This is a genomic window from Micromonospora sp. 067-2 (assembly GCF_046549295.1).
In the GTDB taxonomy this organism is placed as follows: Bacteria; Actinomycetota; Actinomycetes; order Mycobacteriales; family Micromonosporaceae; genus Micromonospora.
In genome coordinates this window covers 1-22814 of record NZ_JAJPWB010000015.1, presented here as the reverse complement: position 1 = coordinate 22814, position 22814 = coordinate 1, and the positions used below count along the sequence as shown (strand labels likewise).

Annotated in this window: 19 protein-coding genes and 1 riboswitch; of the genes, 14 read left to right on the top strand and 5 right to left on the bottom strand. The window is 73.2% G+C overall.

From position 1 onward, the window contains the following. Positions 1 to 21: 21 nt before the first annotated feature. From ACLJN9_RS29795 to thiC, 9 genes are all read left to right on the top strand, one after another. Positions 22 to 1701, top strand: coding sequence for an ABC-F family ATP-binding cassette domain-containing protein (locus ACLJN9_RS29795; protein WP_410815021.1), 1680 nt, complete (start codon positions 22 to 24; stop codon positions 1699 to 1701). A gap of 43 nt (positions 1702 to 1744) precedes the next feature. Next, positions 1745 to 2707 carry an aldo/keto reductase gene (locus ACLJN9_RS29790; protein ID WP_410815020.1) on the top strand — a complete coding sequence of 321 codons (963 nt, stop codon included), beginning with the start codon at positions 1745 to 1747 and terminating at the stop codon, positions 2705 to 2707. A 495-nt stretch (positions 2708 to 3202) separates the two neighbouring features. Continuing rightward, a riboswitch (TPP riboswitch) is annotated at positions 3203 to 3311 on the top strand. Continuing rightward, positions 3306 to 3932, top strand: coding sequence for a thiamine phosphate synthase (gene thiE, locus ACLJN9_RS29785; protein WP_410815019.1), 627 nt, complete (start codon positions 3306 to 3308; stop codon positions 3930 to 3932). Its footprint overlaps the riboswitch before it by 6 nt. After that, a complete protein-coding gene (thiO, locus tag ACLJN9_RS29780) occupies positions 3926 to 5092 on the top strand; it encodes a glycine oxidase ThiO (RefSeq protein WP_410815018.1) in 1167 nt (388 codons plus the stop codon). The genes thiE and thiO overlap by 7 nt, the downstream gene beginning before the upstream one ends. Further along, positions 5083 to 5283, top strand: coding sequence for a sulfur carrier protein ThiS (gene thiS, locus ACLJN9_RS29775; RefSeq protein ID WP_410815016.1), 201 nt, complete (start codon positions 5083 to 5085; stop codon positions 5281 to 5283). Before thiO ends, thiS begins: the two co-directional genes overlap by 10 nt. Then, a complete protein-coding gene (locus ACLJN9_RS29770) occupies positions 5280 to 6059 on the top strand; it encodes a thiazole synthase (RefSeq protein ID WP_410815014.1) in 780 nt (259 codons plus the stop codon). Before thiS ends, ACLJN9_RS29770 begins: the two co-directional genes overlap by 4 nt. Before the next feature lie 137 nt (positions 6060 to 6196). Further along, positions 6197 to 6799, top strand: a complete 603-nt coding sequence (locus ACLJN9_RS29765) for a thiamine phosphate synthase (RefSeq protein ID WP_410815076.1) — start codon at positions 6197 to 6199, stop codon at positions 6797 to 6799. Beyond that, positions 6796 to 7581 (top strand): bifunctional hydroxymethylpyrimidine kinase/phosphomethylpyrimidine kinase, encoded by a 786-nt coding sequence (thiD, locus tag ACLJN9_RS29760; protein WP_410815012.1) that lies wholly within the window; start codon positions 6796 to 6798, stop codon positions 7579 to 7581. The genes ACLJN9_RS29765 and thiD overlap by 4 nt, the downstream gene beginning before the upstream one ends. Before the next feature lie 17 nt (positions 7582 to 7598). Then, positions 7599 to 9191, top strand: a complete 1593-nt coding sequence (gene thiC, locus ACLJN9_RS29755) for a phosphomethylpyrimidine synthase ThiC (RefSeq protein ID WP_410815011.1) — start codon at positions 7599 to 7601, stop codon at positions 9189 to 9191. A 62-nt stretch (positions 9192 to 9253) separates the two neighbouring features. Here thiC and ACLJN9_RS29750 read toward each other — a convergent pair whose 3' ends face one another. From ACLJN9_RS29750 to ACLJN9_RS29735, 4 genes are all read right to left on the bottom strand, one after another. Continuing rightward, complete coding sequence (locus ACLJN9_RS29750) at positions 9254 to 12709, bottom strand: hypothetical protein (RefSeq protein ID WP_410815010.1); 3456 nt, start codon at positions 12707 to 12709, stop codon at positions 9254 to 9256. A 77-nt stretch (positions 12710 to 12786) separates the two neighbouring features. Then, positions 12787 to 13077 (bottom strand): cupin, encoded by a 291-nt coding sequence (locus ACLJN9_RS29745; protein WP_410815009.1) that lies wholly within the window; start codon positions 13075 to 13077, stop codon positions 12787 to 12789. Then, positions 13074 to 14024: an LLM class F420-dependent oxidoreductase gene (locus ACLJN9_RS29740; protein WP_410815008.1), complete on the bottom strand. Its 951-nt coding sequence runs from the start codon at positions 14022 to 14024 to the stop codon at positions 13074 to 13076. The genes ACLJN9_RS29745 and ACLJN9_RS29740 overlap by 4 nt, the downstream gene beginning before the upstream one ends. Positions 14025 to 14026: 2 nt before the next feature. Then, positions 14027 to 14812, bottom strand: coding sequence for an ABC transporter ATP-binding protein (locus ACLJN9_RS29735; RefSeq protein ID WP_410815006.1), 786 nt, complete (start codon positions 14810 to 14812; stop codon positions 14027 to 14029). Positions 14813 to 15082: 270 nt separating this feature from the next. Between ACLJN9_RS29735 and ACLJN9_RS29730 the strand changes: the two genes are divergently transcribed. Both ACLJN9_RS29730 and ACLJN9_RS29725 read left to right on the top strand, forming a co-directional pair. Then, the gene (locus ACLJN9_RS29730; protein ID WP_410815005.1) at positions 15083 to 16111 is read left to right on the top strand and encodes an ABC transporter substrate-binding protein; all 1029 of its coding nucleotides are present in this window, start codon (positions 15083 to 15085) and stop codon (positions 16109 to 16111) included. Between the two features lie 104 nt (positions 16112 to 16215). Beyond that, positions 16216 to 17073, top strand: a complete 858-nt coding sequence (locus tag ACLJN9_RS29725) for an ABC transporter permease (protein ID WP_410815004.1) — start codon at positions 16216 to 16218, stop codon at positions 17071 to 17073. Between the two features lie 43 nt (positions 17074 to 17116). Here ACLJN9_RS29725 and ACLJN9_RS29720 read toward each other — a convergent pair whose 3' ends face one another. Beyond that, a complete protein-coding gene (locus ACLJN9_RS29720; protein ID WP_410815003.1) occupies positions 17117 to 18298 on the bottom strand; it encodes an ABC transporter substrate-binding protein in 1182 nt (393 codons plus the stop codon). A gap of 445 nt (positions 18299 to 18743) precedes the next feature. On the opposite strand from ACLJN9_RS29720, the gene ACLJN9_RS29715 reads away from it, so the two are divergent. From ACLJN9_RS29715 to ACLJN9_RS29705, 3 genes are all read left to right on the top strand, one after another. Continuing rightward, positions 18744 to 21908, top strand: coding sequence for a nitrate- and nitrite sensing domain-containing protein (locus ACLJN9_RS29715; protein WP_410815002.1), 3165 nt, complete (start codon positions 18744 to 18746; stop codon positions 21906 to 21908). Beyond that, the gene (locus ACLJN9_RS29710; RefSeq protein ID WP_007465177.1) at positions 21905 to 22312 is read left to right on the top strand and encodes a roadblock/LC7 domain-containing protein; all 408 of its coding nucleotides are present in this window, start codon (positions 21905 to 21907) and stop codon (positions 22310 to 22312) included. Before ACLJN9_RS29715 ends, ACLJN9_RS29710 begins: the two co-directional genes overlap by 4 nt. Positions 22313 to 22402: 90 nt before the next feature. After that, positions 22403 to 22768 (top strand): DUF742 domain-containing protein, encoded by a 366-nt coding sequence (locus tag ACLJN9_RS29705; RefSeq protein WP_410815001.1) that lies wholly within the window; start codon positions 22403 to 22405, stop codon positions 22766 to 22768. Positions 22769 to 22814: the final 46 nt, after the last annotated feature.

The following is a 22814-nucleotide window of genomic DNA, read 5'->3' as shown; positions in this document are numbered from 1 at the left end:
GCGTTGGGGCAGGATCCCGGCGTGGGATACGTGGATGTGGCGGCGGTCGGGCACACCCTGCCCGACGGTCGGGAACTGTTCGCCGACGTGTCGTTCCGGGTCGGAGAGGGCAGCAAGGTCGCCCTGGTGGGCCCCAACGGCGCGGGCAAGACGACGCTGCTGCGGATGGTCGCCGGCGACCTGCCGGTGCGTACCGGCGCCGTCGCCCGGGCCGGCGGCCTGGGGGTGATGCGCCAGTTCATCGGCATGATCGGCGACGACTCGACGCTGGCCGACCTCGCGCTGTCACTGGCGCCACCGTCGCTGCGGGAGGCCGGCCGCCGGCTCGCCGAGACCGAGGCGGCCATGCGGTCGGCCGAGGTCCGCGGCAAGTACAGCACCGCCGCCGGCAAGGCCCAGCTGGCGTACGCCGACGCGCTGGGCGCCTGGGGCGAGGCCGGCGGGTACGACGCCGAGGTGCTCTTCGACACGGTCGCCACCATCGTGCTCGACCAGCCCTGGGACGGTGTCCGGGACCGGCCGGTCCGCACCCTCTCCGGCGGGCAGCAGAAGCGCTTCGCGCTGGAACTGCTGCTGCGCGGCCCCGACGAGGTGCTGCTCCTGGACGAGCCGGACAACTTCCTCGACGTGCCCGGCAAACGTTGGCTGGAGGCGCGGCTGCGGGAGTCGACCAAGTCGGTGCTCTACGTCTCGCACGACCGCGAGCTGCTGGCCCAGACCGCCGACCGGGTCGTCGCCGTGGAGGGCGGCAGCGCCTGGGTGCACCCGGGTGGCTTCGCCAGCTGGTACGAGGCTCGGGTGGCGAGGCACGCCCGCCTCGACGAGCTGCGCCGGCGCTGGGACGAGGAGCACCAGAAACTTCGCGATCTCGTGCTGATGTACAAGCAGAAGGCCGCGTACAACGATGGGCTGGCCTCGCGCTACCAGGCCGCGCAGACCCGGCTGCGCAAGTTCGAGGAGGCCGGGCCTCCACCCGTACCGCCGAAGGACCAGGACATCCGGATGCGGCTGACCGGCGGGCGGACCGGCAAGCGCGCGGTGATCTGCGACAAGCTGGAGCTCGACGGCCTGACCTACCCCTTCGACCTGGAGATCTGGTACGGCGACCGGGTGGCGGTGCTCGGCGCCAACGGCACCGGCAAGTCGCACTTCCTGCGGCTGCTGGCCCGCGGCGGCACCGACCCCGACCCGGCGAACGGGCCGGTCGACGGCGCGGGCGCGCTCGCGCCGGTGGCGCACGACGGCTCGGCCCGACTCGGTGCCCGCGTCCGCCCAGGGCACTTCTCCCAGACCCACGACCGGCCCGAGCTGATGTCGAAGACGCTCGTCGAGATCCTCTGGCGGGGCGACGAGCACCGGACCGGGATGGACCGGCACGCGGCGATGGGGGTGCTCAGCCGCTACGAGCTGGCCGGGCAGGGCGACCAACGCTTCGGCACGCTCTCCGGCGGGCAGCAGGCCCGGTTCCTGGTGCTGCTGCTGGAGCTGTCCGGGGCGACCCTGTTGCTGCTCGACGAGCCCACCGACAACCTCGACCTGGCCAGCGCCGAGGCGTTGGAGACGGGCCTGAACGCGTTCGAGGGCACGGTGATCGCCGTCACCCACGACCGGTGGTTCACCCGCACCTTCGACCGGTTCGTGCTGTTCGGAGGGGACAGCGAGGTGGTGGAGACCCCGGAGCCGGTCTGGGACGTGGGCTGACCCCGCACCGGTCCGGGGTCCTGGTGCGTCCGGCCGGCATAGGGTGGATCTCGTGACTGAGATGACCTATCGCCGGCTGGGCGACTCCGGGCTCGTGGTGTCCGTGGTCGGCATCGGCTGCAACAACTTCGGCCGCAAGCTCGACGTCGACGGCACCCGCGCGGTGGTGGACGCCGCCCTGGACGCCGGGATCACCCTGTTCGACACCGCCGACATCTACGGCGAGCCGCAGGGCGGTTCCGAGGAACTGCTCGGGCAGGCGCTCAAGGGCCGCCGGGACGACGTGGTGGTGGCCACCAAGTTCGGCATGGACATGAACGGGGCAAACGGTCCGGACTTCGGTGCCCGGGGCTCGCGGCGCTACATCGCCCGCGCGGTCGAGGCGTCGCTGCGCCGGCTCGGCACCGACCACATCGACCTCTACCAGATGCACGAGCCCGACCCGGGCACCCCGATCGACGAGACGCTCGCCGCCCTGGACGACCTGGTCCGCGACGGCAAGGTGCGCTACCTGGGCAACTCCAACTTCGCCGGCTGGCAGATCGCCGACGCGGACTGGGTCGCCTCGTCCAACGGTCGGGCCCGCTTCATCTCCGCGCAGAACCACTACTCGTTGCTGGAGCGGTCCGTCGAGACCGAGGTGATCCCGGCCTGCGAGCGGTTCGGGCTCGGCATGCTGCCGTTCTTCCCGCTCGCCAACGGCCTGCTCACCGGCAAGTACAAGCGTGACGGGCAGCCGCCCGCCGGCAGCCGGCTCTCCGGCGGTGGCCGGTACGCGGAACGGCTCGCCGCGGCCGACTGGGACACCATCGAGGCGATCGAGGCGTACGCGGCCGAGCGGGGGCTGAGCGTGCTCCAGGTGGCGATCGGCGGGCTGGCCGCCCAACCGGCGGTGACCTCGGTGATCGCCGGCGCCACCACGCCCGAGCAGGTGCACGCCAACGCCGCAGCCGGCACCTGGGAGCCCACCGACGACGACCTGGCCGCACTACGCGCCATCCTCTGACCCGCCACCCCGCCCGGCTCGTGCCGGCGCGGGTGGCGTGGCGCGGTGACGGGTGGAACAACAGGTACGTCCGGACGGGGTCATGACAGCCGTGGTGTTCCACGCGTGGCGCGATGCTGCCGGCGTCGCGGTTCGCGCGGCGGCCGCCGGGGGGCGGCGGGTGCGGTGGCGGCGTGTCGGGTGGAACAGGGCGGCTGTCACGGGCGCGGTTGGACGCGCCTGGCGTTCCACGTCGTGCTGCGCCGTCGGCGGGGGCAGTCCCGCGTCGAGCAGTAGTAGCCGCAGGCGGGTCTCCATCGGCGACTCACTGAGCGCCTCGGCTGCCGAGGAAGGGCAAGAGGCCCACCTGTCGTGGGATCCGGGCCGGGACGGCATCAGGACAGCATCGCGTGATGGCATGGTCACCCGCTGCCCCGGCTGTCGAGTTCGGACGTTCGTCGGAAAAACGGTGTCCCCGCCCTTGGCGGATCCGGGAAAGCGTCGTACGGTGGCACGCAAGTAACCCACGGGAGCCCGGTGTACCGGGCTGAGAGGGGGGCTGAAGCCCCCGACCGTTGAACCTGATCCGGGTAATGCCGGCGCAGGGAGGAGAGTTGCCGTGCCGTCCCTTGGACGACTGCATCTGATCACCGACACCCGACCCGGGCGGGATCCGCTCAGCGTGGTGCGGGCCGCCCTCACGGCGGCCGGCGCGGACCTGGTGGTGCAGGTCCGGGTCGAGGACTCCGCCACCGATCTCGAGGCGTACGACCTGGCTCGCCGGGTGCTGGCGCTCTGCACGCCGTACGGGGCGAGCTGCCTGGTCAACGACCGGCTGCACGTGGCGTTGGCGGTGGGCGCGGCCGGCGGGCACGTCGGCGCCGACGACCTGCCCGTCGCCGCCGCCCGCCGGGTGCTCGGCCCCACCGGCGTGCTGGGAGCCACCGCCCGCGCGCCGGGGACGGCGGTCGAGGCGGTCGCCGCCGGAGCCAGCTACCTGGGCGTCGGGCCGTGCCACGCCACCAGCACCAAGGTCGGGCTACCCGACCCGATCGGTCCGGCGGGGGTACGCGCCGTCAGCGGTGCCGTCGACGTGCCGGTCATCGCGATCGGCGGGGTGACCGCCGCCCGGGTACCGGCGCTGCGCGACGCCGGCGCGTACGGAGTGGCGGTCGTCGGCGCCGTCTCCGCCGCCGCCGACCCGGCCCGGGTCACCGCGGAACTGCTGAGGGCGCTGACGTGCTGACCGGCCGGTCCGCGTCGACGCCATCCGACGAAGGGGCCCGGCCGGATGTGGCGGTGGTGGGTGCGGGGCCGATCGGGCTCGCGGTCGCCTGGCGCTGCGCCGCCCGCGGGCTGCGAGTGGTCGTGCACGATCCGGCCTCCGGCTCCGGCGCTTCGGCAGTGGCCGCCGGCATGCTCTCCCCGGTCGCCGAGGCGTACTTCGGTGAACGGCAGCTCACCGGGTTGCTGCTGGCGTCCGCCGCCCGCTGGCCGGCGTTCGCCGCGGAGTTGACCGAGGCGACCGGCGCCGAGCTCGGCTACCGGACCGAGGGCACCCTGATGGTCGGGCTGACCGGCGACGACCTGGCCGAGGCGCGCCGACTCTGGGCGTACCAACAGGGTCTGGGGCTGCCGGTGACCCCGCTGCGCCCCACCGAGCTGCGCGACCGCGAGCCGGCGCTCGCCCCCCGGGTGCGCGGTGGGGCGCTCGCCCCCACCGACCACCAGGTCGACCCCCGCCTGCTGGTGCCGGCGCTGCGCACGGCCGCCCGGCGGGCCGGCGCGGTGCTCGTGCCGCAGCCGGTCCGGCATCTGGGCGAGGTCGACGCCCGGGTCACCGTGGTCGCCGCCGGCTGCGGCGCCGCGGTCCTCACCGGTCTGCCGGTGCGGCCCGTGAAGGGCCAGATCCTCCGGCTGCGCGCGCCCGGCGGCGTCGCGCCGGGCTTCCGGCACGTGATCCGGGGGTACGCCGACGGCGAGTCCGTCTATCTGGTGCCCCGGTCTGACGGGGAGGTGGTGCTCGGCGCGACGGTCGAGGAACGGTCCGACACCACGGTCACCGCCGGCGCGGTCCTGCGCCTGCTCCGGGCCGGGGTCGACCTGCTTCCCGAGCTGGCCGAGTACGACCTGGTGGAGGCGGTTGCCGGCCTGCGCCCGGGCACCCCCGACAACGCGCCCATCCTCGGGCCGCTGCCCGGCCGACCGGACGTGCTGGCCGCCACGGGTCACCACCGGCACGGCATCGTGCTCACCCCGGTCACCGCCGACCTGATCGCCAACCTGGTGACCACAGGCGTGCCCGACCCGCTGCTCGCCCCCTTCGGCCCCGAACGATTCGGCGGTGCGGGCTCGGCCGGGGTGGACGGGCCTGGACGGACGACGGAGGAGGACCGATGGAGCTGACGGTGAACGGAGCCGGGCGCACTGTCCCGGGTGGCGCGTCGGTGGCCGACCTGGTCCGCGACATCGCCCCTCAGCAGCGCGGGGTGGCGGTCGCGGTCAACGGCGAGGTGGTGCCCAGAACCGGCTGGCCGGCCGCGCTGCTGCGCGACGGTGACCGGGTCGAGGTGCTCACCGCCGCCCAGGGCGGGTGAGCGGGGTGCCGTTGCACCTGGGCGGTGAGACGTTCACCTCGCGGCTGATCCTCGGCACCGGCGGTGCCGCGAACCTGCACGTGCTGGAGAAGGCGATCCGGGCGTCCGGCACCGAGCTGGTGACCCTGGCGCTGCGTCGGGTCGACACCGCCCCGGGCTCCGCCGGTGGGCTGCTCGAGCTGCTCGACCGGTGTGGCGTACGCCTGCTGCCGAACACCGCCGGCTGCCACACCGCGGCCGAGGCGGTGAAGGTGGCCCGGCTGGCCAGGGACGCGTTCGACACCGACTGGATCAAGTTGGAGGTGATCGGCGACGAGCGGACGCTGCTGCCCGACGGGGTGGAGCTGCTCCGCGCCGCCGAGGAACTGGTCGCCGACGGTTTCACCGTGCTGCCGTACACCAGTGACGACCCCGTGCTCGCCCGTCGGCTTGCGGACGTGGGCTGCGCCGCCGTGATGCCGGCCGGCGCGCCGATCGGCTCGGGACTCGGCATCGGCAACCCGCACCACATCCGGCTGATCCGGCAGGGCGTGGACGTGCCGGTCATCCTCGACGCAGGCATCGGCACCGCGTCCGACGCGGCGCTGGCCATGGAGCTGGGGTGCGACGCGGTGTTGCTGGCCAGCGCGGTCACCCGGGCCGCCGACCCGGTGGCGATGGCCACGGCGATGCGGTACGCCGTCGAAGCCGGCCGTCTGGCGTACGGCGCGGGCCGGATCACCCGCCGCTTCCACGCCCTCCCGTCCACCTCCGACGACGGAAGGCCCGACCTGTGACGTCCTCGGCGGCGTTGCCCGGGGCACCGGCCCGCGCTCCGGCAGATCGTGGGGGCGAACAGCCCGCAGAGGGGCTGTTTCCCTCCACGATCTCCGCGGATCCCGAGGCGGAGACGGAGCTGGAGACGACGGGGTCCGTGCCGTGGGGAGTCGTCCTGTTGACGGATCGGCAGGTGGCGCGAGGGCCGCTCGACCGGGTCGTCGCGGCGGCTGTGGCCGGGGGAGTGCGATGGGTGGTGCTGCGGGAGAAGGACCTGCCCCGCGCCGAGCGTGTCGCCCTCGCCGCCGACCTGCGCGGGATCCTCGCCGACGTCGGCGGGACGCTGATCGTGGCGGGCCCCGACCCGCTCGACGGCGCGGCCGTCCACCTGGCCGCCGCTGGCCCGTACCCGCCGCCGACCCACCCGCTGGTCGGCCGCTCCTGTCACGACCAGACGGAGTTGCACCGCCTCACCACCGAGCACTACGCCACCCTCTCCCCGGTCTACCCCACGAGGACCAAGCCCGGCTACGGCCCACCCCTCGGACCGAACGGGCTGCACAGGCTGATCGAGGTCAGCACCGTGCCGACCCTCGCGCTGGGCGGCATCGAGACACCGGAACACGTGACCGCCTGCGTCGAGGCCGGAGCCACCGGAGTGGCAGTGCTGGGCGCGCTCATGCGGGCCGAGAACCCGATCGAGACAGCAGCGACGTTGACCAGGGCCTTCCACATCGCGACCACCGAGGGGGAGACGTGACACCGAACACCGTGCTCACCATTGCCGGCTCCGATTCGGGCGGTGGCGCGGGCATCCAGGCCGACCTGAAGGTCTTCGCGGCGCTCGGCGCGTACGGCACCAGCGTCCTCACCGCCGTCACCGCGCAGAACACCCGGGGCGTCGACGCCGTCCTGCCGCTGCCCCCGCGCACGGTCGTCGAACAGCTGGACAGCGTGCTCGCCGACTTCACGGTCCGCGCGGTCAAGACGGGAATGCTCGGCACCCCCGCCGTCGCCGACGCCGTGGCCGAGGCCGCGCGGGACGGCCGGCTGCCCCAGCTCGTCGTCGACCCGGTGCTCGTCGCCACCAGCGGGCACCGGCTCGGCGTGGTCGGCGCGGTCGAGCGGCTGCTTCCGTACGCCAGGGTGGCGACGCCGAACTGCGCGGAGGCCGCGGCCATCACCGGACGCCCGGTGGACGACCTGGCGGGGATGGTCGCCGCCGCCGAGGCCCTCGCGGCCGGCGGCCCGGAGCACGTGGTGGTCACCGGCGGCGACCTGGACTCCGGAGAGGCGGTCGACGTCCTGCACGGCGGCGGCGTCACCACCCTGTTGCGCGCACCGCGGGTGGACACGCGGCACACCCACGGCACCGGGTGCTCGTTCTCCGCGGCGATCGCCGTGCGGCTCGCCCTGGGCGATCCGGTGCCGGTGGCGGTCGGGGCCGCCAAGGAGTACGTGCTCCGTGCGCTGACCGGCGCGCGGAGTTGGGAGCTGGGCGCGGGGCGCGGGCCACTGGACCACTTCGGCTGGTCCGCTTGATCACCAGGGAGGCTGTCATGCAGGCACGAGGCAAGGTGTACGTCGAGGGGTCACGCCCGGATGTCCGGGTGCCCTTCGCAGAGGTGGCGCTCACCGGCGACCATCCGCCGGTACGGCTGTACGACACGTCCGGTCCCGGATCCGACCCCGAGGTGGGGCTGCCGCCACTGCGCGGACGGTGGATCGCCGAACGGGGTGACGTCGCGCCGGTGCGGGGTGCGGGTACGCCGTTGGCAGGGCTGGCCGAGCGCCGTCCGACACAGCTCGCCTACGCGCGGGCCGGTGTGGTGACGCCCGAGATGGAGTTCGTGGCGATCCGGGAGAACGTCGACCCGGAACTCGTCCGGGCCGAGATCGCCGCCGGTCGGGCGGTGCTGCCGCTCAACGTGAACCACCCCGAGTGCGAGCCCGCCATCATCGGCAAGGCGTTCCTGGTCAAGGTGAACGCCAACATCGGCACCTCGGCGGTCAGCTCGTCGGTCGCCGAGGAGGTGGAGAAGTTGACCTGGGCCACCCGCTGGGGCGCGGACACCGTGATGGACCTGTCCACCGGCAGGCGGATCCACGAGACCCGGGAGGCGATCGTGCGGAACTCGCCGGTGCCGATCGGGACGGTGCCGATCTACCAGGCGCTCGAGAAGGTCGGCGGCGACCCGGTCAAACTGAGCTGGGACGTCTTCCGGGACACCGTGATCGAGCAGGCCGAGCAGGGCGTGGACTACATGACCGTGCACGCCGGGGTGCTGCTGCCGTACGTGCCGCTGGCTGTGGACCGGGTGACCGGGATCGTGTCCCGAGGTGGCTCGATCATGGCGGCGTGGTGCCTGGCACACCACGAGGAGAACTTCCTCTACACCAACTTCGCCGAGCTGTGCGCGCTGCTGGCCCGCTACGACGTGACGTTCTCCCTCGGCGACGGGCTGCGGCCCGGCTCGATCGCCGATGCCAACGACGAGGCCCAGTTCGCGGAGCTGCGCACCCTCGGCGAGCTGACCACGATCGCCTGGGAGCACGACGTCCAGGTGATGATCGAGGGCCCGGGCCACGTGCCGATGCACAAGATCAAGGAGAACGTGGACCTCCAGCAGGAGTGGTGCCACGAGGCGCCGTTCTACACGCTCGGCCCGCTGACCACCGACATCGCGCCGGCGTACGACCACATCACCTCGGCGATCGGCGCCGCGATGATCGGCATGTTCGGCACGGCGATGCTCTGCTACGTCACCCCGAAGGAGCACCTGGGCCTGCCGGACCGGGACGACGTGAAGGCGGGCGTCATCGCGTACAAGATCGCGGCGCACGCGGCGGACCTGGCCAAGGGCCACCCCGGCGCGCAGGACTGGGACGACGCGCTGTCGAAGGCACGGTTCGAGTTCCGTTGGGAGGACCAGTTCAACCTCTCACTCGACCCGGAGACCGCGCGCTCGTACCACGACGCGACGCTGCCCGCGGAGCCGGCGAAGACGGCGCACTTCTGCTCGATGTGCGGCCCGAAGTTCTGCTCCATGAAGATCACCCAGGAGCTCAAGGAGTATGCGGCCCGGGGCATGAGGGACAAGTCTGAGGAGTTCGTCTCCGGCGGCGGCCAGGTCTACCTGCCGCTGGCCTGAGCACCCGCCCGGTGCCGGCCCGGTCGATGGACGGCGGGCCGGCGCCGTGGCGTCCGGGGTGGTCAGTCGCGGTGGTGCCGACCGGTCGAGCGCAGCGAGCGGCGCTCGTTCTCCTGCTCCGGGTCGTTCTCGGTGATCGGCTTGCTCAGGCCGGCGACCCAGTCGACGAACTCCTCGTCCTTCGCCGGCAGCGGCTCCGGCGTATCCGAGGCGGCCCGGCTCTCCTCCTCCGCGCGGGTCCGGTTACGGCGGAACAGGCCGCCGAGCCGTCCCCGCCGGGAGGGCTGCTCCGCGTTCTCCGTCCGCGCGGCCGGTCGGACGTCGGCGCTCGCCGGGCCCACGGCGTCGTTGTCGGCCGCCGAAGGCGCGCCGGCCCGCTCCGGCACCACCGGGAACGCTGGGGTCGGGTTTGCCGGTGCCGCCGGGAGGACGGGGTCGGAAGAAGCAGCCCCGAGGCGCCGCTCCGGCGTGCCCGCTGGCCGCCGCCAGCCGGCGGCGGTCCGGTCCGACGTGCCTGCTGACCGCTGCCGGGGGTCGGCGGCTTGGCCCTCCGACGTCCCGTGCGGATCGGCCGGAGTGGAGGTGCCGGTCGGGTTCGCCCAGTCGGCGGGAGTCGCAGAGTCGATGGCCTCGGTCGAGCCGGGGGAGGCCGACAGGGAGTCGGCCGCCGAGCTGTCCTGCCGGTCTGCCGAACCGGCCGTACGGGCGGTCGTGAAGGCGTCCCAGCTGCTGACCCTGCTCAGATCCGGCAGCGGCGCCCGGTGCCGGGGCCGGGGCGTCCACTCCGTCGGATCCTCCGGGCCGACAGGGGCGTCCGGTGTGCTGGACCCGGAGTCATTGACCTGCGGTGCCTTCCGCGCCGGGGTGTTCGGCCAGGCCGGCGGGGCAGGCGTCCACCGGTCTACCTCCGGGTTGCCGGCAGCCGGCCCGAACAGCGGGACGACGGAACCGCCGCCGGCCGAGGACATGTCGGTGTCGGTGGCCCGTTCGGTGTCGGCCGTCCTGGCGACTGCGGAACCGGCGGCCTGGTCGGCCGTTCCGGTCGGCGTCGAGGCCACCGCCGGGTCGGCCCTGCCCGCCGACGCGGGGGCCTCGACGGGTCCGACGGCGGCGGCCGGGATCGCCGCGGTCGTGCTCTGATCGGACGCGGTGCCCCGAGTCCCCTTGCCAGGCCGGGCAACGACGCTGGCCGTGTCGGACCCGGCGCCGTCGCTACTCCGGTCCTGCCGGGTGGCCTTCCTGCTGCCGCGGGCGGTCGGTGGGGCAGCGGGTGCCGCAGCGGCGGCGCCGGTCGCGGCGGCCGCGGGGCTGGTCGCGGCGGCCGCGGGGCTGGTGGCGGAGGTCGCGGAACCAGTGGTGGCGGTTGCGGGGGCGGGGTTGGTGGCAGCGGCCGCAGGGCCGGTGGCGGGGGTGGCAGCGGCGGCGGGGCCGGCGGTGGGGGTGGCGGGGCCGGTGGCGGTCGCGGGGCTGGGGGTGGCGGTTGCGGGGGCGCCGGTCGCGGGAGCGGTGGTGGCGGCGCTCCTGGCCGAGCCGCTGGGTGCGGGCCGGGCGACGCGTGGCGCGGGAGAGCGTGGCGCCTCGACGGTCGGATCGGGTGTGCCGTCCGACGAGGTGCCGTTGACGTCGCCGACGTCGGTGCCGGTCACGTCGTCGGCTGCTCCCGCGTCGGTCGACGCCGTTGCGGCGGCCACGTCCGAGGTCGTGGCCGCCGGGGTGGACTTCGGCTTGCGCGGCCGGCGCGGCTTGGGTGCCAGCGCGTCGGTCGTGCCCGTGCTGGTGGAGTCCGCGCTGGTCGTGCCCGTGCTGCTGTTGGTCGCGCTGGTCGACGCCGTGCTGCTCGTGGTCGCGGTGGTCGACTTCGTGCTGCTCGTGGTCGCGCTGGTCGGCCGGTCCGTACCGCTGCTGGCCGTCGCCGCCGTGCTCGCCGTGCCGTCGTCGTCGCCCGTCTGGCCGGCGGCCTCGGTGGTGGCGCTGGTTCGGTCCGCCGCGGCGGTGGCCACCGGGGCCAGCTCGCTCGGGCTGGTGGCGGCACTGGTGCCCGGCACGGGCTCGGTGCCCGCCGGGGCGGCATCCCGACCCCGGTCGGTGTCCGCGCTGGCGGCGACCACCGAGTCGGACTCGACGGCGGGGGAGGTGCGCGCGTCTGCGTCCCGGCTCGGTGTGTCCTCGGGTCGCCCGGCGGCGAACTGGCCGGTCGGCGCCGTCAGCCAGGCGGCGGGAGCGGTCGGGGTGCGACCACCGGCGCGGCGGGGCGACCGCCCCTCGGCCGGATCGTCCTGAACCGACTCGCCGAGCGACACCCGGTCCGTGTTCGGCTCGTCCACGGCGTCGCTGCGGGCCGGGTCGAGCAGGGCACCGGTGCGGTGGCGGAGGAGATCGGCCGGTCGGACATCGGTGGTGCCCTCCGGACCGGTCCGCTCGACCGGGGCCGGACCGTACTGACCGCTCGCCGTGGCCGCCGGCCAGTCCCAGTGCGCCGGGACGGTACGGACGGTGCCGGTGTCGCCGCTCGGGGCCAGTCCCGCGCCGGTGCGGCCGGACATGGTGGGCTCGGTGTGCTCCCGGTCGTCGGACGCGGGCGCCGACTCGGCTCCGGGCAGTGCCGGGCCGGCGGGCAGCGAGCGCAGGATGGTGGTGGGCGCGATCGCCTGCGTGTCGGCGGTGCGGGGACGTGCCGGCCAGCGTGACAGGGCGGCGGCGGTCGCGCCGAGCGCACCGGCGAGGACGGCGATCAGCGCGCCGTAGTAGGGGGTGGTCTGGTAGCGGTCCACGGCGTCGCCCGGACCGGCGGTCAGATAGGCGAACGCCACCAGCACCGGACCGGCCACTCCGGTGGCGCCGCTGACCAGCGGCACCTGACCCCGCGAGCGGGCCAGCGCGGCCGTCGCCGCACCGGCGAGCAGGGCCGCGATGGGCAGCAGGACCAGCCCCAGCCGCTGTGCCGCGCCGTCGTCCAGCCAACCCGGCTCGAGCACGCCGAGCCGGACGGTGGGCAGCGCACCGGCGGCGCCGAGCGACGGCAGGACGGAGATCAGTGCCACCGCCCACACGATGCCGGCCAGGGCTGCGACGTTCCAGCCCAGCTCGGGCCGGAGCAGGACGGCGATGGCGGCGCCGGCCCCGATCACCGCACCGAGCACGGCGCAGATGCCGACCGCCCAGACCGGGTCGACGGAGATCAACTCAGCGGCTCGGGCGGGCTGCATGCAGAGCGGCGCGACGGCGGTGGCACCGAGCGCGGCGGCAGCGGCGACGGCCAACTGCCGACCGGTGCTGCCGGGCAGCCCGTCCCGGCGGGCCAGGCGTCCGGTCAGGACGGCGCCGACGACCGCGGCGTTCGCGGCGAACCAGCCCACCCAGACGAGTTGGGCCGGCCACTGGTTGACGGTCGTACCGGTGAACGCGCCGGTGAGCCGGACGATGCCGAAACCGTACGCGACGCCGAGCTGGCCGGCTCCGGCCAGCACGCTCACCCCGAGCGCCGTGAGCAGCAGTCTGCCCCAGGTCCGAAAGGCCATGTCCGGCACGTTACGCACCCGCGACACCGGACCGCCACCGGCGCGCCGCGCGGCGTGGCGGACCGCCGTCGGCGGGTCTACTTGAGTTCGACCAGCCGAGCCAGGTAAGTCGTCTCTCCGACATTGGTGAGCATGTGTACGGCTCCCGGGTCGCGGTAGACCACTCCGCCGGTGGGCTCGTCGGCGTCGATCCGGGTGCCGTCGATCGTCTGCACGACGTTCTTCGCGCCCTCGATGGCCACCACCAGATAGGGGTGGTCGTGCCGGTGCAGGGGCTGTAGCTCGCCCGGTTCGAGCCTGATGTGCCAGACCCGGACCCGGTCGTTCTCGTACACGATCTCCTGACCCACCGGGCCGAGCTCGCTCATCGTTCTCCGTCCAGTTGCGGGAGCACCTCGGCGGCGATCAGCTCGAGGTGGTCGAGGTCAGCGAGATCGATCAGGCGCAGGTGGACCCGGGTGGCGCCGATCGCTGCGAACTCGCCGATCCGCTGCACGAGCTGCGCGGGTGAGCCGACCACCGGGTCCTCCGGTGGCAGCGCGCTCTTCTCGTGCAGTGGCGCGGCCCGCCTCTGGGCCTCCGCGTCGGTCCGGCCGATGGCCACCACGATCCCTGCGGAGAGCACCAGGGGAGCGCGTCCGGTCTCGGCACGGCCGTTGCGGTCGCACGCCTCGCGGACCCGGTCGTACGCCGTGGCGGTCTCCGCCACCGACTTGAACGGCATGTTGAACTCGTCGGCGTACCGGGCGGCCAGCTCGGGAGTGCGCTTGGGGCCGCGGCCGCCCACGATGATCGGCGGCCCGGGCACCTGCACCGGCCTGGGCAGGGCCGGGGCGTCGACCAGGTGGTAGTGCGCGCCGGAGTAGGTGTAGGTCCCGCCCGGCGGGGTCCGCCACAGCCCGGTGATGATCTCGAGCTGTTCGGCCAGCCGGTCGAAGCGCTCGGCGACCGCCGGGAACGGGATGCCGTACGAGGTGTGTTCGCGCTCGTACCAGCCGGCGCCGATGCCCAGCTCGATGCGACCGCCGCTCATCTGGTCGACCTGGGCGACCATCACCGCCAGTGGTCCGGGCAGCCGGAAGGTGGCCGACGTCACCAGGGTGCCCAGCCGGATCCGCTCGGTCTCGCGGGCCAGCGCGGCGAGGGTCAGCCAGGCGTCCGTGGGACCGGGCAGACCGGCCTCGGCGCCCATCGACTGGTAGTGGTCGGCGCGGAGGAGACCCTCGAAGCCGCCCGCCTCGACCTGCCGGGCGAACCGGAGCTGGTCGTCGTAGCTGGCGCCCCGGTGCGGTTCGATGAAGACCGACACCCGCATGTTCATCGTCCTTCCGCGCCGGCCGCGGCCGGCTGGTCGCGTTCCATCAGCAGCTCGTGCAGGTCGGCGCTGACCTGGGCGACGTCGGCGAGGTGGGCGTTGCGGCCCAGGGTGCGGGGCCGGGGAATGGTCACCTCGACGATCTTGCGAATGCGACCGGGGCGGGGGCTCAGCACGACCACCCGGTCGGCGAGCAGGACCGCCTCGTCGATCGAGTGGGTGACGAAGACGATCGTCGGCTTGTTCTCCATGTGCACCCGCTGGAGTTCCCCGGAGAGTTCCTCGCGGGTGAGCGCGTCCAGCGCGGAGAACGGCTCGTCCATCAGCATCACCCGGGGCTCGCCGATCAGCGACCGGCACAGGGACACCCGCTGCTGCATGCCGCCGGACAGCTCGTGTGGCAGCCGCTTCTCGAAGCCGGCCAGGCCGGCCACGTCGAGCAGTCGCCGGGCACGATCACGGTGTTTGGCGCGGCTCCAGCCGAAGACCTCCACCGGCAGCAGGACGTTGTCCAGCACGGTGCGCCAGGGCAGCAGCGCCGGCTTCTGGAACAGCATGGCGATGTCCCGGCGGGGCTGGGTGATCGGCGTGCCGGCAACGGTGATCTCGCCAGCGGTCAGCGGGAGCAGCCCGGCGACCAGCCGCAACAGCGTGGACTTGCCGCAGCCGGAGCGGCCGAGCACGGCCACGAACTCGCCCTCGGCGACGTCGAGGTCGATGCCCCGCAGCGCCTCCACCCGACCGGATCGGCCTTCGAAGGTGCGGGACACCCCGGACAGTCGGATCATCTCCGGCGGACCTCCGCTGAGTGGACGGTCAGGAATCCGACAAAGGCTAGCCCGCGCGTCCGCCTATCGCACCGTCCGGGGTGGTCGTCAGGTTGTTTCCGTTCCGCAACCGGGTACGCCTGGCGTCGCAAAGGTGGGTTTCTCGTACGCTGTGCCCGCGAAGAATCCCCTCATGACGGTGGTGCCCGGCTTCACGCCCCTGCCGAGCACGCCGCGACAACCCCCTCCGGTGGCCTGCCGGCCCCGGTCGGAAAGGACATGGTGCTACTGATGAGAAGGCTGACCCGTACGGTCGCTACGGCCGCGCTGGCCACCGCCCTCGCCCTCGTCTCCGCCTGCAGCAGCGGGTCGGACTCGTCCGACGCCAAGGGCGGCGACGGCAAGGCCCTGGAGAAGGTGACCTACCTCACCTCCTTCGGCAACTTCGGCCGTGACTCCTACGCCTGGGTGGCGAAGGAGAAGGGCTTCTTCAAGGACGCCGGCTTCGACGTCGAGATCAAGGCCGGTCAGGGCACCGGCGGTGTGATCCAGACCGTCGTCGGTGGTCAGGCCGACTTCGGCCCGATCGACCTCACCGGCGGCCTGCTGCAGCTCGGCAACGGCCAGGCCAAGGACTTCGTCGCGGTGGCCGCCATCCAGCAGCGCACCATGGCGGGCATCGCCACCCTCGAGGGCAAGAACATCGCCTCGCCGAAGGACCTGGAGGGCAAGAAGCTCGCCGACACCCCCGGCTCCGTGGTCCGCAACCTCTTCCCGACGTACGCCCGGCTCGCCGGCGTGGACGCCAGCAAGGTGACCTGGGTCAACGGTGAGGCGCAGGCGCTCATCGGCACGCTGGCCTCGGGCTCGGTGGACGGCATCGGCCAGTTCGTCGTGGGTCAGCCGACCATCGAGGCGGTGGCCAAGAAGAAGGCCGTCATGCTGCCGTACAGCAACGTGATGCAGGACCTCTACGGCAACGTGCTGATCACCTCGTCGAAGATCGCCAAGGAGAAGCCCGAGATGGTGAAGCGGTTCACCGCCGCGCTGCTCAAGGGCCTGGAGTACAGCCTGGCGAACTCCAAGGAGGCCGCCGACATCCTGAAGAAGAACATCGACGCCACCAACCCGGCGTCCGCCGCCGCCGAGCTGGAGCTGATGGCCGCGTACGTCCGTTCCGGCAACTCCGGCACGGCCCTCGGCACGCTGGACAGCGGCCGGGTCGCCAAGAGCATCGCGATCCTGCAGGGCGCCGGTGCGCTCAAGCAGAACATCACCCCCGAGCAGATCATCGACTTCAGCCTCGCGCCGAAGGCCTGATCGTCCGGTCGTTGCCAGGGGGTACGTCCCGCCGATCCCGGTGGGGCGTACCCCCGTCGCTCGTCGGTCCCCTCGGGGGCCGTTGGGATATCGAGGAGGACAAGATGACCGACGTGCGGTCAGCGGAGCCGGCGGCGGGGGTGCCCGCACCGCTCGGCACCGGCCCCGAGGCGCGGCGAGCGGGTCGGGGCACCGGCGTCCGCGCCGGGGCCGGGGTGGCGCTGCTGCCGGTGGCCGGCATCCTGGTCGCCCTGGCGGCGTGGTGGCTGGTCGCCCGGCTGGAGCTGATCCCGCCGGCCGCCCTTCCGCCGCCGGGCGACGTGTTCACCGCGTTCGTCGACAAGCCGGCGCGGATGCTGGAGCACACCTGGTACACCCTGCTGGAGATCCTGTTCGGCTTCGCCCTGTCGGCGGCGGCCGGTGTCCTGATCGGACTGTCCCTGGCCAGCTCCCGCACGGTGGAGCGGATGTTCACCCCGCTGCTGGTCGCCGTCAACGCGGTGCCGAAGATCACGCTGGGGCCACTGCTGGTGGTGGCGCTGGGTTGGGGTCAGAAGCCGATCCTGACCATGGTGTTCCTGCTCTGCTTCTTTCCGATCGTGCTCTCCACCGCGACCGGGCTGACCACCACTCCGGCCGACCTGGCGGAGCTGGTGCGTTCCTGGAACGCCTCCCGCTGGCAGTCGTTCCGCAAGGTGCGGTTCCCGGCCGCGCTGCCGCAGATCTTCGTCGGGCTCAAGGTGGCCATGCCACTGGCCGCGATCGGTGCGGTGATCGGTGAGTTCCAGGCCGGCGAGCGCGGTCTGGGCTACGTCATCCTGCAGTACGCCGGCGTCGGCGACTACGCCACCGCCTGGGCGGCGATCCTGCTGGTGGCGCTGGTGAGCATCCTGCTCTACTCGGCGCTGGTGCTGGTCGAGCGGATCGCCCTGCCCTGGGTGCGGGAGACCACCAGCCGTTGAGTGGGGTGTGGCCCGCCGTGTCCCGGCGGGCCACACGTCCGCACTATCCGGCCAGTCGCCAGCGGCCGTTGCGGGCGACCAGCGTGGTCAGCGCCTGCGGCATCAACCCGGAGTGGTTGTCCGGCGTCATCCGGATCGGGCCGGAGAGCCCGTCCATCTGGGACGTCTCCAGGACGTCCCGGATCCCGTCGCGGTCGACCTTCCCGGCCGTCCCGCCGGCACGCAGCTCGGCGTCGGCGATCAGCTGGACCGCGTCGGCGGCGAAGGACGAGGACCCGTTGTACCCGCCGAAGCGCGCGGTGTAGTCCTGGAACCACTGCCGCCGGGCCGCCTTGGCCGGGGTGGTGGCGATGACGTCGTCGATCACCATGGTCTGGGTGAAAATCAGCGTTGCCCGCTCGGTGGCCCGGGCCGCCGCGCCGAGGAAGAGGTCCCCGGCCGCGCCGGCGTCGAAGAAGAGCGAACCACGGAAGCCGGCCTGCTGGGCGCTGTTCGTGGCGAGCGTCGCCTGCTCCGGTGGGGTCCAGATGACCAGTGCGTCGGGCTTGGGCTTGGTGAGCCGCCCGATCTGCTGGCCGACCTCGGTGTCGGTGGACTTCACCGTCTCCTCGCCGACCGACTTGATCGAGACCTTGTTCAGCTCACGGCTGAGCGCGAGGGCGCCCTCCCGGCCGTAGTCGTCGTCGCTGTAGAGCAGGCCCACCTTCCGGACGTTCTTACGGCGTAGTTCGGTGGTGAGGGCGGCGGCGCTGTCCACCGCGTTCGGGCCCAGCTTGAACATGTAACGCCGAGCCGCCACCGGGCTGGCGATGGCCCCGGAGGCGGCGAGCGCAATGGTGGGAATGCGCTTCTCGTTGATGGTCCCGACCGCGCCGACCGCGCATTCGCTGCAGCCACCCATGATGATGGCGCTGACTTGGGAATCGCTGCTGAAGTCGGCGATGTTGCGCAGTGACTCGGCAGCGTCGGAACGGTTGTCCTTCAACCTCAGCTTGATCTCCCGGCCGTTCAGTGCTCCCGAGGAGTTCAACTGCTTGATCTTGAGATCCAGGGCCCGTTGGTATGCGCGGCCGACCGGGGCTGCGGCGCCGGAGAGTTCGAGGTCCGCGGCGATCACGATCGGACTTGTGTCCTTCTCCGCCCCGCCGAACTGGCAGCCGGTGAGCGTGGTGGCCACTACGGCCGATGCGAGCGCCGCGATGGTCGCGGAGCGGATGGGGCTCAACTCAGTCCTCCAGGTGCGGGCGCGGGCGCTGCCCGGTCACCGCCGCTAATCCGTCCTCGATGGAAAGACGGGATCTCCTCTGCCGTACGGTGTGCGCGAAGCCTGCAAAACCTTGCCAATGGCCGACGCTGTGGTCAAGCGCGGACCCTGGTCGCATTTTCGGGACGGCCATCCCACATGCTGGGGTAACGCAATGTTTGCAAACGCTCACTTTGCATACACGCGTGACCACTCTGGAGTTACATGCCCTGTTCAGGGGCTTGCGGAAATGAAGGTATCAGTTGCCCGGATCACGGGATGCGCGCCGTCCGACCGTTTCCTACCTCACTGCGGCTTCCCAAAGAGTGTCTTCTCTGATGAAATCGCGGCCGTGCCGCGCGTGGTCCCCTCCGTCCGCGGCATGGTTCGGCGGGTCAGGCGGGGAAGAAACGACGGAGGCGATGTCGTGAGCACCGGACCGACGACCCTGCCCGCGCTTGGCGACACCGCCGGGCGTACGCGCCGGCGGTTGCCGAGACTGCGGGACGCCCGGATCCGGTCCAAGCTGGCGTTGATCCTCGTCGTCCCCGTGGCGGCGGTGATCGCGCTGGCCACGGTCCGGTTGATCTCGGTCGGCGAGGGCGCCCTCGACGCCACCCGGGCGCGGTCGCTCACCGCCCTCTCCATCGACGTCAGCGCGCTGACACAGGACCTCCAGTCCGAGCGGATGGCCGCGGCGGCCTACCTGGCCGCGCCGCAGCAGCCGGCCGACGCGTTCAACCTGCGGGTCCGCCAGACGCAGCAGCGGGTGGACGACTACCGGGCCGAGCGAGGCCGGATCGGCGAGGTGCCGGCGGCGCTGCGCGACCGGCTGGCCGCCATCGACGGGCACCTGGCCACCCTGGACGGCACCCGCCAGCAGGTGCTGGACCGCCGACAGATGGCGGTCGCCGAGGCGGTCCTGCGCTACGGCATCATCCTCACCGACCTGGTCGCGTACGGCGACGGGCTGGCCCAGTTGCCCGGCGAGGAGCGCCTGTCGGACAGCCGTCGGGCAGTCGCCGCGTTCGCGCGCGCCAAGGCGTCCGTCGCGGAGGAGCAGGCCGTCGCCTTCACCGCGCTGAGCGCCGGCCAACTCGACTCGGAGCAGTTCTCCTCCTTCGTGGCGACCCTGACCAGCCAGCAGGAGGCCCTGGTCGCCTTCTCGCTCGCCGCCGACCCGGCACAGCGGGCCCTGGTCGACAGCACCGTCTCCGGTGACGCCGTCGGCCTGTCCGACCGGGTCGCCACCGACATCACCCGGTCGGTCGGGCAGCGCGCGTCGGTCAGCGTGCAGGACGCCACCGCCGCCATCGGCGCGGTCAACGACCTGATGCGCTGGGCCGAGGTCCAGCTGCAGAACCGGCTCCTCGAACAGGCCGACGAGGCGCGCGCGAACGTCATCCGGCAGGCCGTGGTCGAGTCGGTGCTGGTGCTGCTGACCCTGATCATCGCCGTGTCGCTGGCCGTGGTGCTGGCCCGCTCGCTGAACCACTCGCTGCGCCGGCTGCGCGAGGGCGCGCTCTCGGTGGCCAACCACGACCTGCCCGACGCCGTGCGGCGGCTGCAGAACATGGGAAGCGTGGGCGACGGCGGGGTGGAGGAGATCGTCCGGCAGGTCCGGGACCCGATCCAGCTCACCAACCGCGACGAGGTCGGTCAGGTGGCGTTGGCCTTCAACGTCGTACACCGGGAGGCGGTACGGGTCGCGGCCGAGCAGGCCGCCCTGCGTACCAGCGTCTCGGCGATGTTCCTCAACCTGGCGCGCCGCAGTCAGACCCTGGTCGACCGGATGATCGGCGAGCTCGACGCGATCGAGCGCGGCGAGGAGGACCCGAAGCGGCTGGCGCAGCTCTTCGAGCTCGACCACCTGGCCACCCGGATGCGCCGCAACGACGAGAACCTGCTGGTCCTGGCCGGCGCCGACTCTGCCGTACCCCGTCGCGAGGACGCGCTGGTGGTGGACGTGCTGCGCGCCGCCCAGTCCGAGGTGGAGCTCTACAACCGCATCGAGTTCGGCACCGTGGACACCGACATCTCGGTCGCCGCGCACGCGGTCAACGACGTGGTGCGGCTCGTCGCCGAGCTGCTCGACAACGCCACCCGCTTCTCGCCGCCCAACACCACCGTGGTCGCCGACGGTCGCCGGATCCGGGACTACGTGCTGATCCAGGTCGAGGACCGGGGGCTCGGCCTCACCGACGAGCAGCTCGACTCGCTCAACCGCCGGCTGGCCGCGCCACCGAGCGTGGACGTCGCCGCGTTCCGGCTGATGGGTCTGGCCGTGGTGAGCCGGCTCGCCTCCCGCTACGGCATCCGGGTCGAGCTGCGCCGCAACGTCGAGGGCGGCACCGTCGCCCAGGTGACGCTGCCCGCCGCCACGGTGGTGCTGCCCGCCAACCGGGGCCGCGAGCAGGTGCTCGCCCGGCCGCGCCAGCCCATGGCGGTCGAGCAGGCGCCACTCACCCCGCTCGGCCACTCCGAGCCGTTCACCGGCGTCGGCACCGCAGCGGCGACGCTGCCCGACCAGTGGCGGACCAACGCGCCGGCCCCGGCGCAGTGGCAGCCCCCGCTGGACGCGCGGGACACCGCCCCGGCCGTGCAGGCCGGCGGATTCGGCGGATCGCCGACGGCGGCATCGGCCCCGGCCGCCCCGGTCCCGCCGGTGCGACCCGGGTTCGGCAACGGCTCGGGTGCCTCGATGGGTGGCCCGACCGTGGCGTACCCGACCATCGACGCGCTGCCCAGGCGTGGTTCGACGGACGACGCCGCCGACGGGCGGAGCGCGCCGGTGCTACCGGTCGGGCCGGTAGCCGGGTCCGGCGCGGTCGCGCCACCGGTCCCGCCGCCGGCTCCGGCCGCCCCGGTCAGCACCCGGCCCGAGTTTCCCGCCGAGGCGCCGATCTTCCGGGAGATGGAGGCGGTCTGGTTCCGGTCGCACGGCGACGACGCCACCGCGATCTTCACCCGGCCGAAGTTCGACTCGCCCCCGACCACCGACAGCGCCGGGCCCGCCGCCGCGGGGCTACGCACGGGCAACGGCGGCCAGCCGGCCGCCGCGCCGGCCGCGACACCGGCCCGACCGCCGCTGCCCACCCGTACCCCGGGCAGTTCCAACGCCGACGGCATCGGCAGCACCAACGGGTTCGCCACCAGCGGGCGCGGCACTCCGCCGCCGGCACCGCCGTCGTACACCCCGCCGCCGGCCGCCCGGACGGCGCCCACACCCGCCGCACCCACGCCTACGCCCGCCGCGTCGCCCGCGCCGGCAGCGTCTCCTGCGGCCGCAGCGTCGCCGGTAGGGTCTGCCACCGATACCGACGCCTGGCGCACGGCGGCGGACGAGGGCTGGTCCCGGGCCAGCCGGGCCGCCGAACCGGCTCCCGCCGGAACGACCCGCTCGGGCCTGCCCAAGCGTGTGCCGCAGGCGCAGCTCGTGCCGGGCGGAATCGAACCGAAGAGCGGTCGGGACCGCAGCCGGCGGACCCCCGACGAAGTACGCGGCCTGTTGTCGGCATACCACCGCGGCGTGCAGCGCGGTCGAACGGCCGGAACGGATTCGAACAGCACCTCGACCAAGGAGAGCCGATGAACAGGCCAGCTGCCATGCAGGACATGGGTTGGCTGCTCACCAACTTCGCCGACAGCGTGGCGGGCATCGCCCACGTGGTGGCGGTGTCCGCAGACGGGCTGCTGCTCGCGTCCTCCCGGGATCTGCCGGGGGACCGGGCTGACCAGCTCGCTGCGATCACCTCCGGTGTGGTGAGCCTGACCGAGGGCGCGGCCCGCATGTTCAGCGCGGGCGGGGTGTTGCAGACCGTGATCGAGATGGACAGCGGTTACCTCTTCCTCATGTCGATCAGCGACGGTTCGTCGATGGCCGTCCTGGCCGCGCGCAGCTGCGACGTGGGTCAGGTGGGCTACGAGATGGCGTTGCTGGTGGAACGGGTGGGTGCCGCGCTGGTGCCGCTGCCGCGCGACGCGGTGCGCTCGTAGCGCCTGGACAGGGCGCGCGGTCCGCGCGCCGGACCAGGGACGGGGAGACGGCGGGGGCCGGCTTTGCAGGGAACGAGGAGGTGATCGGGAATGGACCAACGACGCGCTGACCCGCGCGGCGCTCTGGTGCGTCCGTACGCGGTCACCCGTGGTCGTACCGAGCCCCGGCAGGACATCGCCCTCGAGGCGGTCCTCACGGCTTCTCCCACCCAGGTCGCCGAGTCCCGCTTCGCCGGGCATGACAAGCACCGCATCGCCACGGTCTGCGAAGGCCGGGCACAGTCGCTGGCGGAGATCGCCGCGTACACCCGGATGCCGCTGGGCGTCGCCCGGGTACTGGTCGCCGACATGGTGGCCGAGAGCCTGCTGACGTTACACACTGCTGCTCCCGCCGAAGGATTCGAGGAGCGGATGGAAATGCTTGGAAGGGTGCTAAGTGGACTTCGCAGGCTATGACCCCGCTGGGGGGCGGCAGAGCCGGGGAATCGTCTCCGCGAAGATC

What these genes read in the sequence shown, in the direction of transcription:
- thiS (WP_410815016.1), top strand. Translation starts at nt 5,083, where the DNA reads ATGGAGCTGACGGTGAACGGAGCCGGGCGCACTGTCCCGGGTGGCGCG.
- thiC (WP_410815011.1), top strand. Translation starts at nt 7,599, where the DNA reads ATGCAGGCACGAGGCAAGGTGTACGTCGAGGGGTCACGCCCGGATGTC.
- ACLJN9_RS29750 (WP_410815010.1), bottom strand. Translation starts at nt 12,709, where the DNA reads ATGGCCTTTCGGACCTGGGGCAGACTGCTGCTCACGGCGCTCGGGGTG.
- ACLJN9_RS29745 (WP_410815009.1), bottom strand. Translation starts at nt 13,077, where the DNA reads ATGAGCGAGCTCGGCCCGGTGGGTCAGGAGATCGTGTACGAGAACGAC.
- ACLJN9_RS29740 (WP_410815008.1), bottom strand. Translation starts at nt 14,024, where the DNA reads ATGCGGGTGTCGGTCTTCATCGAACCGCACCGGGGCGCCAGCTACGAC.
- ACLJN9_RS29735 (WP_410815006.1), bottom strand. Translation starts at nt 14,812, where the DNA reads ATGATCCGACTGTCCGGGGTGTCCCGCACCTTCGAAGGCCGATCCGGT.
- ACLJN9_RS29730 (WP_410815005.1), top strand. Translation starts at nt 15,083, where the DNA reads ATGAGAAGGCTGACCCGTACGGTCGCTACGGCCGCGCTGGCCACCGCC.
- ACLJN9_RS29725 (WP_410815004.1), top strand. Translation starts at nt 16,216, where the DNA reads ATGACCGACGTGCGGTCAGCGGAGCCGGCGGCGGGGGTGCCCGCACCG.
- ACLJN9_RS29710 (WP_007465177.1), top strand. Translation starts at nt 21,905, where the DNA reads ATGAACAGGCCAGCTGCCATGCAGGACATGGGTTGGCTGCTCACCAAC.
- ACLJN9_RS29705 (WP_410815001.1), top strand. Translation starts at nt 22,403, where the DNA reads ATGGACCAACGACGCGCTGACCCGCGCGGCGCTCTGGTGCGTCCGTAC.